We start from the raw sequence: 15,672 nt of genomic DNA, 5'->3' as shown, positions 1-15,672 counted from the left end.
GATCACCAGTGACGCGGTGCTCAGGATCGGCCAAGTTCCTTGTTGATGAAGTCGAAGATCTCATCGTCGGAGGCCGTGTCGAGCTGCTGGGAGACCGCCGCTTTGGGATCGCTCTCCGCCGCATTGCCCAGCTCGGACAGGATGCTCTGAAGTCGGGCCTTCACGAGAGCCCTGGCGTCGTTGTCTGGGGAAAGCCTTGGAATCGCCGAGGCGATCCGTTCCAGGTCGGCGAGCACAGCCGTGTCGCTGCCGGTGTCCTCGGTGAACAGCTCGTCATTGATGTGCCGGGCCAGGTGTCGCGGGGTCGGGTAGTCGAACACCAGGGTGGTCGGCAGCCTCAGGCCGGTCTCGGCATTGAGGCGGTTCCGGAGTTCCACGACAGTGAGCGAGTCGAAACCCAGATCGCGGAACGCCTTGCCCTCCTCGATGGCCTCCGTGCCGGCATGGCCCAGGACGGCCGCTGCAAGGCTCCTGACCAGGGTGACGAGCTGCTGCTCACGGTCGGACGAGGGGAGCCCTGCGAGGGACTGGTGCAGAGCGGACTCGCCGGCTTCGGTGGGTGTTGCTGCAGCGATGGCCTTGAGGGCGTTCTGGGCTTCGGGGAGGTCGGCCAGCAACGGGCTGGGACGACCACTGGTGAACGCCGGCGCGAACCGCGCCCAGTCCACCTCCGCCACCACCACCACCGCATCCCCGCACTCCAACACCCGCTGCAACGCCGCCACCGCCAACTCCGGCCGCAACGCCGGCAACCCACGCCGCCGCAAATGCTCCTCAGCACCCTCCGCCGACGCCATCCCACCCCCAGCCCACGGACCCCACGCCACCGACGTCCCCACCACACCACGCGCACGCCGCCGCTCCACCAACCCGTCCACAAACGCATTCGCCGCCGCATACGCCCCCTGCCCACCACTGCCCCACACACCCGCAATCGACGAGAACACCACAAACCCGTCCAACTCCCGATCCCCCAACACCGCATCCAGATTCACCGCACCCAACACCTTCGCCCGCAACACCTCCGCCACATGCCCCACACCCATCTCCCCCAACGCCACCGCATCCACCACACCCGCCGCATGCACCACCCCATCCACCGCATACCGCCCCAGCAGCGCCTCCACCGCCCCCCGATCCGCCACATCACACGCCTCCACGACCACCTCAACACCCAGACCCGCCAACTCCGCCACCAACTCCACAGCCCCCGGCGCCGCCAGACCCCGACGACTGGTCAGCACCAACCGACCCACACCGGAACCCGCCAACCACCGCGCCACCCGCACACCCAACACACCCGTACCACCCGTCACCAACACCGTCCCACCAGCGCGCCACACCACACCCGAACCCGCAGCACTCACAGCCCGCACCAACCGACGCCCGAACACCCCGGACCCACGCACCGCCACCTGATCCTCACCCGAACCACCCGCCAACACACCCGCCAGGCGACCCAGCACCCTGCGATCCACCACACACGGCAGATCCACCAACCCACCCCACCGCTCCGGCACCTCCAACGCCGCCACCCGACCCAACCCCCACACCGCAGACTGCACCGGATCCACCACCCCATCCCAACCCCCCACCGACACACCACCCCGAGTCACCACCCACAAGCCACCACCCACACCCGCATCACCCAACGCCTGCACCAACACCAACGTCGACCCCAAACCACCCGGCACCACATCCCACTCACCCCCCACAACCGCCAACAACGACACCACACCCACCACCGGCTCCCCACCCACCACCCCACGCAACCGCTCCGCCAACACCACCCGATCAACACCCAACTCACAGGGGAACGCCTCGACCTTGCTGCCCATGCTCTGCAGCCCGCGCAACACTTCCTCAGCCTCGGCCGCTCCGGCAGACGCCTCCGTCGGCACGACCACCAGCCAGCGGCCGGTCAGCGCCTCCGCTGCTGCGTCGTCCAGTCGATTCCAGGTCACCTGGTAACGCCACTGATCCAACGCGGACTGTTCGCGCTGGCGACGCCGCCATGTGGCCAGCGCAGGAAGGGCATCGCTCCAAGGCGCTGTGCGGTCGATCTCCATATCCGCCGCGAGGGATTCCAGGTCCTCGCGCTCGACGGCCTCCCAGAAGCGCGCGTCGACCGCGGACGTCTCCGCGTCCGCCTGGTTCGTCGGCACAGCAGGCGTGGGCCAGTAACGACCGTGCTGGAAGGCGTAGGTGGGCAGATCCACCCGACGCGCCCCCCTACCGGCAAACAAAGCCGACCAGTCCACCTCCACACCATGCGCGAACAACCCACCCACCGCCGACAGCAACGCCACCACCTCAGGCCGGTCCTTGCGGCAGCCCGGAACCAAAACGACGTCGGAATCCGGCACACACGCCTGCGCCATCGCGGTCAGCGTCCCGTCAGGACCCAGCTCCAGGAACCGGGTAACACCCTGCTCCACCAACTCCTCTACACCGTCGGCGAAACGCACCGCCTCACGCACGTGCGACACCCAGTACTCCGGCGAGGCCAACTCCTCCGCCGAAGCCAACCCACCCGTCACATTCGAAACGACCGCCAACCGCGGCGCCTCGTACTCCACGCTCTGCGCCACCCGGCGGAACTCCGCCAACATCGGCTCCATCAACGGCGAATGGAACGCATGACTCACCCGCAACCGCGTCGTCTTACGGTCCAGGCCCCGGACGTGCTCGGCGATCTCCTCGACCGCCGCCTCGACACCCGACACCACGACCGCGTTCGGCCCGTTGACCGCCGCAATGCCGACCCCGTCGCCCAGCAGCGGGAGCACCTCCGCCTCCGACGCCTGCAAAGCGACCATCGCCCCACCGGCCGGCAGCGCCTGCATCAACCGGCCCCGCGCCACCACCAAGCGGCAGGCGTCCTCCAGCGACAGCACCCCCGCCACATGCGCCGCCGCCAGCTCTCCAACCGAATGACCGACCAGGAAGTCCGGCCGCACACCCCACGACTCCACCAACCGGAACAACGCCACTTCCACGGCGAACAGAGCGGGTTGCGCAAACGCGGTCGTGTTCAGCAGTTCCGCGTCGTCCCCGAAGATCACCTCGCGCAGCGGACGCTCCAGTTCCCCGTCCACTCGGGCGCAGACGGCATCGAAAGCATCCGCGAACACGCCGAAGGCGTCATACAACTCCCGGCCCATATGCAGCCGCTGCGAACCCTGCCCCGCGAACAGGAACGCCGTCCGACCCTCGAACCCGGCCGCACCGGTCGCCACACTCGGCGAGAACTTCCCCGCCGCCAAAGCCTCCAGGCCGCTCAGCAGCTCCGCCCGGTCACCACCGACCACAACGGCGCGGTGCTCGAACACCGATCGCGTGGTCACCAGCGAACGACCGACGTCGCGCGGGTCGAGCTCGCCCTGCTCTGCCACGAGTGCCAGCAAACGCCCTGCCTGCGCCGTCAGCCCGTCCCGACTGCGCGCAGACACCACCCACGGCACCGCCCCGCCCGTAGCCACCTCCACCGGCAGAGACACGTCCTGCACCGGCTGCTGCAGAATCACGTGCGCGTTGGTCCCGGACACACCAAAGGCCGACACCCCGGCCCGGCGCGGACGGTCCTCCTCCACCGCCCAGTCGGTGTTCTCCAGCAGCAGCCGCACCTCGCCGGAGGACCAGTCCACGTGCGAGGACGGCTCACTCACATGCAGCGTCTGCGGCAGCACACCGTGCCGCATCGCCAACACCATCTTGATCACACCCGCCACACCCGCAGCAGCCTGCGTATGACCGATGTTCGACTTCACCGACCCAAGCCACAACGGCCGCCCCGACCCACGATCCTGACCATAAGTCGCCAACAGTGCCTGCGCCTCGATCGGATCACCCAGCGACGTCCCCGTCCCATGCGCCTCCACCGCATCCACGTCCTGTGCGGTCAGACCCGCGCCGGCCAATGCCTCCCGGATCACCCGCTGCTGCGAAGGGCCGTTCGGCGCCGTCAGACCGTTCGACGCACCGTCCTGGTTCACCGCCGAACCCGCCACGACAGCCAACACTGGGTGCCCATTGCGCCGCGCATCCGACAAACGCTCCACCACCAGCACGCCGACGCCCTCGGCCCACCCCGTGCCATCGGCCGCATCGGAGAATGCCTTGCAACGGCCATCGGACGCGAGACCACGCTGCCGACTGAACTCGACGAACGCGCCAGGCGTCGACATCACCGTCACACCACCGGCCAGCGCGAGATCGCACTCACCCGCGCGAAGAGACTGCGCGGCCAAGTGCAGCGCCACCAGCGACGACGAACACGCTGTGTCCACCGTCACCGCCGGACCCTCCATCCCGAAGGCGTAGGAGACGCGCCCGGACAGCACACTGGCCGCGTTGCCGATGCCGATGTGGCCGCCGAAGTCGTCGGGCGACGCGGCGAGCAACCCCGCGTAGTCCTGGCCGTTGGTGCCCGCGAACACGCCCGTCCGGCTACCGCGCAGCGACAGCGGATCGACGCCGGCCCGCTCCAGCGCCTCCCACGAGGTCTCCAGCAGCAACCGCTGCTGCGGATCCGTCGCCACCGCCTCACGCGGACTCATCCCGAAGAAACCGGGATCGAACCCATCCGCGCCCTCCAGGAACCCACCCACATTCACATAGGTGGTACCAGGACCGGAGGACTCCGGGTCGTACAAGCCGTCGATGTCCCAGCCCCGGTCGGCGGGGAAGACGTCGATCGCGTCCTCGCCACCGGACAGCAACCGCCAGAAGTCCTCCGGCCCCGCCACCCCACCCGGGAACCGGCACCCCATCCCCACAATCACCACCGGATCATCCTCAACCACCGACACCGCCCGCACCGCCACCTCAACACCCGCACCCAACAACACACCCCGCAAGAACCGCGCCAACGCCAACGGCGTCGGATAGTCGAACACCACCGTCGCCGGCAACACCACCCCACACACCACCCCCAACCCGTTCCGCAACTCCATCGCCGTCAACGAATCAACACCCAACTCCCGAAACGCCCGCTCCGCCGGAACCCCCGACACCCCCGCATACCCCAACACCCCAGCCGCCTGCCCCCGCACCACCTCCAACAACACCCGCTCCTGCTCCACCCCCGACAACCCCATCAACCGCCCCCGCAAACCAGACTCGCCGGTACTCACCCGCGACAGCGCCACGCGTGCCTCCGGCACCCCGCCGAACAACGCACTGGCCCGAACCCCCGTGAACGCCGGAGCAAACTCCGCCCACGCCATATCGGCGACCACCGCCACCGCCTCACCCGAACCCAACACCCGCTCCAGTGACGCCAACGCCACCTCCGGGCTCAACGGCAGCACGCCACCACGACGCAACCGCCGCGACACCTGCTCAGAGCTGGCCATGCCGCCCTCGGCCCACGGACCCCACGCCACCGCCGTACCCACCAAACCCCCAGCCCGACGCCGCTCCACCAAACCGTCCAGGAACGCATTCGCCGCCGCATAGTTCCCCTGACCCGGAGCACCCACCGCCCCCGCAAACGACGAGAACACCACAAACGCATCCAACTCCCGACCACGCGTCAACTCATCCAGATACACCGCACCCAGCACCTTCGCCCGCATCGAAGCAAACCGCTCCACCGTCAACCCATCAATCACCCCGTCATCCACCACACCCGCCGCATGCACCACCCCATCCACCGCATACCGCCCCAGCAGAGCCTCCACCGCGCCGCGATCCGCCACATCACACGCCTCCACCACCACCTCGACACCCAGGACCGCCAACTCCTCCACCAACTCCACAGCCCCCGGCGCCGCCAGACCCCGACGACTGGTCAGCACCAACCGGCCCACACCACAACCCGCCAACCACCGCGCCACCCGCACACCCAACGCACCCATACCACCCGTCACCAGCACCGTCCCACCGGCGCGCCACACCACACCCGAGCCTGAATCACTCACAGCCCGCACCAACCGCCGACCGAACACCCCGGACCCACGCACCGCCACCTGATCCTCACCCGAACCGGCCAGCACCCCCGCCAACCGACCCACCACCCGCCGGTCCACGACCTCCGGCAGATCCACCAACCCACCCCACCGTTCCGGAACCTCCAACGCCGCCACCCGACCCAACCCCCACACCGACGCCTGCACCGGATCCACCACCCCATCCCAACCCCCCACCGACACACCACCCCGAGTCACCACCCACAACCGACCACCCACACCCGCATCACCCAACGCCTGCACCAACACCAATGTCGACCCCAACCCGACATCCCAACTTCCCCCAGCAACCGCCAACAGCGACACCACACCCACTACCGGCTCCTCCCCCACCACCGCACGAACCCGCTCCGCCAACACCGCCCGATCCAGCTCCGATGCCGCCTCCAGCAGCACGAGCGAACCGACGCCGGCCAACGCGTCCCGGACAGCCCCGACGACGACGTCGTCCGCAGCCAGACCAACAGGAAGGACCAGGAGCCACGTTCCACTGGCCGGCGTTGCCGCCCCGCTGTCCGAGACCGGTTCCCAGGACACCTTGTACTGCAAGGAGTCCAAAGCGGACTGCTCCTGCTGCTTCCGTCGCCAGGAGGACAGCACCGGGACGAGGGTGCCGAGTGCGTCGCCCTCGAATCCCAGAGTCTCCGTCAGCGACTCGATGTCCTCGCGCTCGACGGCCTCCCAGAAGCGGGCATCGACCGTCTCCTGCGGTCCCGCAGCCTTCTCCGCAACGCCTCCGGACTCCGCTCCCAGCCAGAAGCTCTGGTGCTGGAAGGCATACGTCGGAAGCTCGACCTGCACAGCATTGCTGCCGCTGAATGCCTGCGCCCAATCGACGTCGACCCCGTGCGCCCACACCCGGGCCAGTGCTCCGAGCAGGCTCATCGCCTCGGGCCGGTCCTTGCGCAGAGTCGGGACCAGCAGCTTGTCCTCCGTGCCGAGGCAGGGCTGCGCCATCGCCGTCAGGGTCCCGTCCGGACCCAGCTCCAGGAAACGGGTGACTCCGCGAGCCTCCAGCAGGCGAATGCCGTCGGCGAACCGCACCGCCTGGCGGACATGGGACACCCAGTACTCCGCCGAAGCCAACTCCTCCGAGGTGGCCAGTTCACCGGTGACGTTCGAGACGATCGCCACGCGCGCGGTCCCGTACTCCATGCTCTCCGCCACCCGGCGGAACTCCGCCAACATCGGCTCCATCAACGGCGAGTGGAACGCATGACTCACCCGCAGCCGCGTCGCCTTACGCCCCAGGCCCCGGAAGTGCTCGGCAACCTCCTCGACCGCGACCTCGGCCCCCGACACCACAATCGCGTTCGGCCCGTTGACCGCCGCGACGCCGACCTGGTCGCGCAACAGCGGCAGCACCTCCGCCTCCGACGCCTGCAGCGCCACCATCGCCCCACCAGCAGGCAACGCCTGCATCAACCGACCCCGCGCCACCACCAACCGACACGCATCCTCCAGCGACAACACCCCCGCCACATGCGCAGCGGCCAACTCACCTATGGAGTGGCCCACCAGGAAGTCCGGCTTGACGCCCCATGACTCCACCAACCGGAACAACGCCACCTCAACCGCGAACAACGCCGGCTGCGCATATTCGGTGGTGTTCAGCAGCTCCGCATCATCGCCGAAGACGACCTCGCGCAACGGAGCGTCCACCAGCCCACACACCGCATCGAACGCCTCCGCGAACACCGGAAACGCCTCACACAGCTCCCGGCCCATCCCCAATCGCTGCGACCCCTGCCCCGCGAACAGGAACGCCGTCGCACCGCCGGAACCCACGGCACCGACTGTGGCATTCGCACCCGTCGTCTCGCTCCGGCTGACCGACCGCAGCCCCTCCACCAGGCTCTCCCGATCCGCTCCGAGCACCACCGCGCGGTGCTCGAACGTGGACCTCGTGGTCGCCAGGGAGTAGCCGACGTCACCCGGCGACAGTTCCGAGCCCCCGTCGAGATGCGCGAGCAAGCTCGCGGCCTGGGCCTGCAATGCCTCCGCGCTGCGTCCGGACACCACCCACGGCACCGGCCCCGTCATTGCGGAGCCGGCCTCCGTCGCGACTGTGGCGACAGCCGGGGCCTGCTCGATGACGACATGGGCGTTGGTACCGCTGATGCCGAAGGCCGACACCGCGGCCCGGCGCGGACGGTCGGCCGCCTCGCGCCACTCACGCGGCTCGGTCAGCAGCCTCACGTCGCCGGCCGACCAGTCCACGTGCGAGGACGGCTCGGTCACATGCAGGGTCCGCGGCAGCACGCCGTGCTGCATCGCCAAGACCATCTTCATCAGTCCGGCGGCGCCCGCCGCCGACTGGGTGTGACCGATGTTCGACTTCACCGAACCGAGCCACAACGGCCGCTCCGGCTCACGGTCCTGGCCGTAGGTCGCGAGCAGCGCCTGCGCCTCGATCGGATCGCCGAGCGCCGTGCCCGTGCCGTGCGCCTCCACCGCGTCCACGTCCTGCGCCGTCAACCCGGCGTCGGCGAGGGCCTCCCGGATCACCCGCTGCTGCGACGGCCCGTTCGGCGCGGTCAGACCGTTCGACGCACCGTCCTGGTTCACCGCCGTGCCACGGACGACCGCGAGCACCGGGTGTCCGTTGCGCTGCGCATCGGAGAGGCGCTCCAAGAGCAGCATGCCGACGCCCTCGGACCACGCCGTGCCGTCGGCTCCCTCGCCGAACGCCTTGCAGCGACCGTCGGCCGCCAGTCCACCCTGGCGGCTGAACTCCACGAACATCTCCGGCGTCGACATCAGCGTCGCGCCCCCGGCCAGCGCGAGATCGCACTCGCCCGACCGCAGCGACCGCGCCGCCAGGTGCAGCGCGACCAGCGAGGACGAGCACGCCGTGTCCAGCGTCACCGCTGGTCCCTCCAGGCCCAGCGCATAGGCCACCCGCCCCGAGACCACGCTCCCGGCACTACCGGTGAGCAGCAGCCCCCGGATGTCCTCCGGGACGTCCGTCAGCGCCGAGCCGTAGCCCTGGTAGCCGCAACCGACGAACAGGCCGCTTCGACTGCCGCGCAACGACCGCGGATCCACGCCTGCCCGCTCGACCGTCTCCCACGAAACCTCCAGCAGCATCCGCTGCTGCGGGTCCATCGCCAGCGCCTCGCGCGGCGATATCCCGAAGAACCCCGGGTCGAACCCGTCGATCGACGAAACGAAGCCGCCCTCTCCCACGTAGCTGGTGCCACCCCGAAGCGAGTCCGGGTCGTAGAGGGACTCCAGGTCCCATCCTCGATCGGTCGGGAACGGGACGATCGCGTCGCCGCCGGTGGAGACCAGCTCCCACAGGTGCTCGGGCGTGGTGATCTGCCCCGGCAACCGGCAGCCCATCCCCACGATGGCGATGGGCTCGTCGGCGGTGCTGCTGCCCGCCCCGACGGCGATTGCCACGGGCCCGGCCGCCGCCTCGTCGCCCAGCAACTCGCCCCGGACGAAGCGGGCCAGCGCCAGAGGTGACGGGTAGTCGAAGACCAGAGTGACCGGCAGCCGAAGCCCGGTGGCCGTGTTGAGGCGGTTGCGAAGCTCGACCGCCGTCAGCGAGTCCACGCCCAGGCCGCGGAAGTCACGGTTGGGGTCGACGGCCTCGGGACCGGCATGCCCCAGCACCAGAGCCGTCTGCGTACGGATCAGAGCGACGATCGCCTGCTCACGGTCGGCGATGGACAGAGCGCCCAGGCGGTCCTTGAAGCTGTCCGCCGCTGTGCTCGCCGAGGACGAGACCGTGCGCCGGGCCGAGGTGGTCGCCAGACCGCGCAGCATCGCGGGCAGTCCCGCCACCGCCTGCGGATCACGCAATGTCGCGTGGGCCAGTGCGATCGGCACCACGACCGGCACGCTGCCCCGGCAGGCCGCGTCGAACGCCGCCAATCCCTGCTCGACGCTCAGCGGCAGCAGGCCGCCGCGCGCCATCCGGCGCAGGTCCGTGGCGCTCAACTCGCCGGTCATACCCGCACCCTGCGCCCACGGACCCCAGGCCAGCGAGGTCGCCGCCAGACCGAGACTGTGGCGCACCCGCGCCAAACCGTCCAGGAACGCATTGGCAGCCGAGTAGTTGCCCTGCCCCGCACCACCGAACGTCCCCGCAACCGAGGAGAACAACGCGAACACCGACAGGTCCAGGCCGCGCGTGAGCTCGTGCAGGTTCACCGCCGCGTCCACCTTCGGACGCAGCACCACAGCCAGCCGCTCCGGCGTCAACGACGACACCACCCCGTCGTCCAACACACCCGCCGTGTGCACCACACCCGTCAACGGATGCTCCACCGACACCCCCGCCAACAGCTCCGCCAACGCCTCGCGATCAGCCGCGTCACAGGCCACGACGGAGACCTCGGCACCCAGCGCCCCAAGCTCCGACACCAACTCCCCCGCACCCGGCGCCGCCGACCCACGCCGACTCGCCAGCACCAGGTGCCGCACACCCCGCTCAACCACCAGATGACGCGCCACCAACGCACCCAGACCACCCGTACCACCAGTCACCAACACCGTGCCGTGAACGTCCAGGACCGACGGGACGCTCAGCACCACCTTGCCGATGTTCCTGGCCTGGCTGAGGTACCGGAACGCCTCCGGTGCCCGTCGCACGTCCCAGACCGCGACGGGCGAGGGCACGATCACGCCGGACTCGAACAAGTCCACCAGCGCGGCCAGCATCTCGCCGGTCCGCTCCGGACCGGCCTCCAGCAGGTCGAAGGCCCGATAGGCCACGCCGGGGTGCTCCTGCGCCACCACATCGGCGTCGCGGACATCGGTCTTGCCCATCTCCAGGAACCGGCCCCCGCGCGGCAGCAACCGCAGCGAGGCGTCCACGAACTCACCGGCCAGCGAGTCCAGCACCACATCCACGCCAGCGTCATCCGTGACAGCCCCGAACGCGCCCTCGAAGCCCAGGTCGCGCGACGAGGCGATATGGGCGTCATCCAGACCCAGCCCTCGAAGCGCACCCCACTTGCCGGCGCTCGCCGTGCCGAACACCTCCGCGCCCAGATGCCGAGCCAGTTGCACCGCAGCCATACCGACCCCACCGGCCGCCGCGTGCACCAGCACCCGCTCACCCGGCTGCACATCGCCCAGATCCACCAGCGCGTAGTACGCCGTCAGGAACACCAGCGGCACCGACGCCGCCTGCGCGAACGACCACCCCGCCGGAATCCGCACCATCATCCGCGCGTCCGCCACCGCTACCGGCCCGTAGGCGCCGGGGAACATCCCCATGACCCGGTCGCCCACAGCCAGGCCCACCACGCCTGGGCCGACCTCGGTCACCACACCGGCGCCTTCCAGGCCGAAGTCCTTCGCCCCGCCCGGATACATCCCCAGCGCGTTCAGCACATCACGGAAGTTCACGCCCGCCGCGCGCACCGACACCCGTACGTGCCCTGCCGCCAACTCCTCCGCCGAGTCGGGGCAGGCAACCAGCCCCAGGCCCTCCAACGTCCCCTGCTCCACGATGTCCAAGCGCCACGCGCCGGGGCCGTCGGGCAGCGGCAACACGGCCGTCCGAGCAGCGACCCGGCTCAGCCTGGGGACGAACGCGGTACCCGCACGCACCGCCAACTCCGGCTCACCCGAAGCCAACGCGCCTGCGACCGCCGCCCACGACTCCGCTGAACCGTCGACGTCCACCAGCGCGAAGCGGCCCGGGTTCTCCACCCGGGCCGCGCGCACCAGGCCCCACACCGCCGCCAAAGCCGGATCCGGCATCTGCTGGTCGGTGGTCACCGCACCCTCGGTGACCACGACCAACCGCGAACCCTCGAACCGCTCCCGCGCCAACCACTCCTGCACCGCGCCTAGCGCGCCTGCGGTCACCGCGTGCGCGGCATCCGCCAGGCCGCCGTTGACTCCCGCCACTCGTAGGAGGACGTCCGCCGGCACCTCGTCGCCGGACTCGGCCAAGGCGAGCAACTCACCCGACGAGGTCAGCACCAGGGGATCGACGTCGGCCTGCTCCGTGGCCGAGCCGGCGACGACCGGGACCCAGTCCACTCCGAACAGCGTGTCCGACTGCGCGGACCGGGCCGCACCGGCCTGCTCGGCGGACATCGGCCGCAGGATCAGGGAGTCGATGGTGGCCACGGGACGGCCTGAGTCATCCGCCAGTTCCAGGGCGACGCCCTCCGCACCGTGCAGCGTGAGCCGTGCACGCAGCAGGGAGGCACCGGTGGCGTGCAGGGTGATGCCGGACCAGGAGAACGGCAGGCTGCCCTGGCCGTTGCCGTCGGCGCCCTCCGCATCTGTGCTGTCCGCGCTCGAAACCAGGCCCAGGGTGTGCAAAACGGAATCCAGCAGCGCGGGGTGCAGGCCGAAGCGCCGCGCCTCGGACTCCGCCACCTCCGGCAGGCTGACCTCAGCGAACAGGACATCGCCGTGCTTCCATGCGGCCTTCAGGCCGCGGAACACCGGCCCGTAGTCGAACCCCGCTGCGGCCAGGCGGTCGTAGCTGCCCTCGACGGGCACCGGCTGGGCATCGAGCGGCGGCCACGGCGCAAGATCGGCCGACGGCTGCGCCGACTCCACGAGCAGCGTGCCCGAGGCGTGCCGTGACCAGGGCTGACCGGTCAGATCACCGTCCGGACGCGAGTAGATGCCCACGCTGCGTCGACCCGATTCGTCGGGCGCACTGACGATCAGCTGGATTTGGACCGCGCCACGCTCCGGAAGGACCAGTGGGGCTTCGAGCGTCAGTTCCTCCACGTGTCCGTAACCGACCTGGTCTCCCGCGTGGAGGGCGAGCTCCAGGAAGGCCGTGCCGGGCAGCAGGATCGCACCGGACACGACGTGATCGGCCAGCCAGGGCTGCGTCTGAGCGGACAGACGCCCCGTCAGGATCAGGGCATCGGAATCCGCAAGGGCCAGGACCGCGCCCAGCAGCGGGTGTCCAGCCGCAGCCAGACCCACCGCGCCGAGGTCGCCGAGCGAGGCTCCGGTGGAGTGCGGCCAGTAGCGGGTGCGCTGGAAGGCGTAGGTGGGCAGGTCGACACGGCGGGCGCCGGGGAGCAGGGCAGACCAGTCGACGTCGGTGCCGTGGATGAAGACCCCGGCAACAGCGGTCAGCAGCGCGGTCGGCTCCGGGCGATCCTTGCGCAGGGCCGGGACCAGAACACTGTCCGTATTGCTCACGCATGCCTGCGCCAGAGCGGTCAGCGTGCCGTCGGGACCCAGCTCCAGGAACCGGGTTACCCCCGCCTCCTCCAACTGCTGTACACCGTCGGCGAACCGCACCGGCTGGCGCACATGCGACACCCAGTACTCCGGCGAGGTCAACTCCTCCGCCGTCGCCACCCGGCCCGTCACATTCGACACCACCGCGATGCGCGGCCGCTCGTAGGTGACGCCCTCTGCGACCTTCCGGAACTCCTGCAGCATCGGCTCCATCAACGGCGAGTGGAACGCATGACTCACCCGCAACCGCGTCGCCTTACGCCCCAAAGCCTCGATCCGCGCAGCCACCACCAGCACGGCAGCCTCCTCACCGGAGACCACCACCGCGTTCGGGCCGTTGACCGCCGCAATGCCAACCTGGCCTTCCAGCAGCGGCAGCACCTCCGCCTCCGACGCCTGCAGAGCAACCATCGCCCCACCGGCCGGCAACGCCTGCATCAACCGACCCCGCGCCACCACCAACCGACACGCATCCACCAACGACAACACCCCCGCCACATGCGCGGCAGCCAGCTCACCGATGGAGTGGCCCACCAGGAAGTCCGGACGCACCCCCCACGACTCGACGAGCCGGAACAGCGCCACCTCGACCGCGAACAAGGCCGGCTGGGCGAACGCCGTGCTGTTCAGCTGGTCGGCATCCTCGCCGAACACCACCTCGCGCAGCGGAGCATCCACCAGCCCACACACCGCATCGAACGCCTCCGCGAACACCGGGAACGCCTCATACAACCCCCGCCCCATCCCCAACCGCTGCGACCCCTGCCCCGCGAACAAGAACGCCGTCCGCCCCCGCACCACCGAACCCCGCACCACCAACCCAGAACTGCCACCCCGCGCCAACTCCGCCAACCCAGCCCGCAACTCCGCCAACCCCGAACCCAACACCACCGCACGATCCTCAAACACCGACCGCGACGACACCAACGACCCACCCACACCAACCGCATCCACACCCCCCGCATCCACCAACCCCACCAACCGACCCGCCTGCTCCCGCAACGCCCCCTCACCACGCCCCGACACCACCCACGGCACCACCACCCCAGGAACCTCAGGCACCACCTCAACGACAGGCTCCACCACCGCCGGAGCCTCCTCCAAAACGGTGTGCGCATTCGTCCCACTGATGCCGAACGACGACACCGCCGCGCGGCGCGGCCGTCCGGTCTGCGGCCAGTCCCGCTTCTCGGTCAGCAGCTTCACCGCGCCCGCCGACCAGTCCACCTGCAGGGACGGCTGGGTCACATGCAGCGTCTGCGGCAGCACCCCGTGCCGCATGGCCAGCACCATCTTGATCAGACCGGCAATGCCCGCCGCCGCCTGCGTGTGACCGATGTTGGACTTCACCGATCCCAGCCACAGCGGCTGCTCCGCCTCACGGTCCTGGCCGTAGGTCGCCAGCAGCGCCTGCGCCTCGATCGGGTCGCCGAGCGAGGTGCCCGTCCCGTGCGCCTCCACCACGTCCACGTCACGCGGCGTCAGCCCGGCGCCCGCCAGCGCTTCCCGGATCACCCGCTGCTGCGAAGGGCCGTTCGGCGCCGTCAGACCGTTCGACGCACCGTCCTGGTTGACCGCGCTACCGGCCACCACCGCCAGCACCGTATGCCCGTTGCGCCGCGCATCCGACAGCCGCTCCAACAGCACGAGCCCGGCGCCCTCGCCCCACCCCGTACCGTCCGCGTTCTCCGAGAACGCCTTGCACCGGCCGTCCGAGGCCATGCCGCCCTGGCGGCTGAACTCCACGAACGCCCCCGGCGTGGACATCACCGCCACACCACCGGCCAGCGCAAGCGAGCACTCGCCGGACCGCAGCGCCTGCACCGCCAGATGCAGCGCCACCAGCGACGACGAGCAAGCTGTATCCACCGTCACCGCCGGACCCTCCAGGCCCAGCGTGTAGGAGACGCGACCGGAGACCACGCTGTTGGCCGTGCCCGTGAGGACGTGGCCCTCGGTGTTCTCGGGGATGTCGCGCAGCGCCGAGCCGTACTCCTGGTTGCTGCAGCCGACGAACACGCCGGTGCGGCTGCCCCGCAGGGACGCCGGGGCGATGCCGGCCCGCTCCACGGCTTCCCACGACACCTCGAGCAGCAGGCGCTGCTGCGGGTCCATCGCCAGCGCCTCGCGCGGCGAGATCCCGAAGAAGCCTGCGTCGAAGCGGTCCGCACCCTCGACGAAGCCGCCCTGTGAGGCCCCGCTGCCGTCGTCGCTGTCGGGAAGCAGCGCGGCGAGGTCCCACCCACGGTCGTCGGGGAAGTCGGAGAACGCGTCGGTGCCGTCGTCCACCAGCCGCCAGAACTCCTCAGGCGTGCTGACGCCGCCCGGGAAGCGGCAGCTCATCGAGACGATGGCCACAGGCTCGGAGGCGGCATCCGTCAGTTGCTGGTTCTGCTTGCGCAGCCGCTCATTCTCCCGGAGGGAGGCACGGAGGGCTTCGACAACCTTGTTCGCGGACGCGTCCATCTTCAGCTCCACACTTCACGACATCGTCGAGGCATCATCGGGATGGCTTCAT

The 15,672-nt window shown here is 69.9% G+C and carries 1 protein-coding gene; it reads right to left on the bottom strand.

Going from position 1 to position 15,672, the window contains the following annotated elements; translation table 11 throughout:
* Positions 1-20 precede the first annotated feature (20 nt).
* Complete coding sequence (locus tag ABH941_RS03960; protein ID WP_370127376.1) at positions 21-15,620, bottom strand: type I polyketide synthase; 15,600 nt, start codon at positions 15,618-15,620, stop codon at positions 21-23.
* Positions 15,621-15,672: the final 52 nt, after the last annotated feature.

Source organism: Streptacidiphilus sp. EB103A (genome assembly GCF_041261405.1).
In the GTDB taxonomy this organism is placed as follows: Bacteria; Actinomycetota; Actinomycetes; order Streptomycetales; family Streptomycetaceae; genus Streptacidiphilus.
This window is presented reverse-complemented; position numbering and strand designations above follow the sequence as displayed.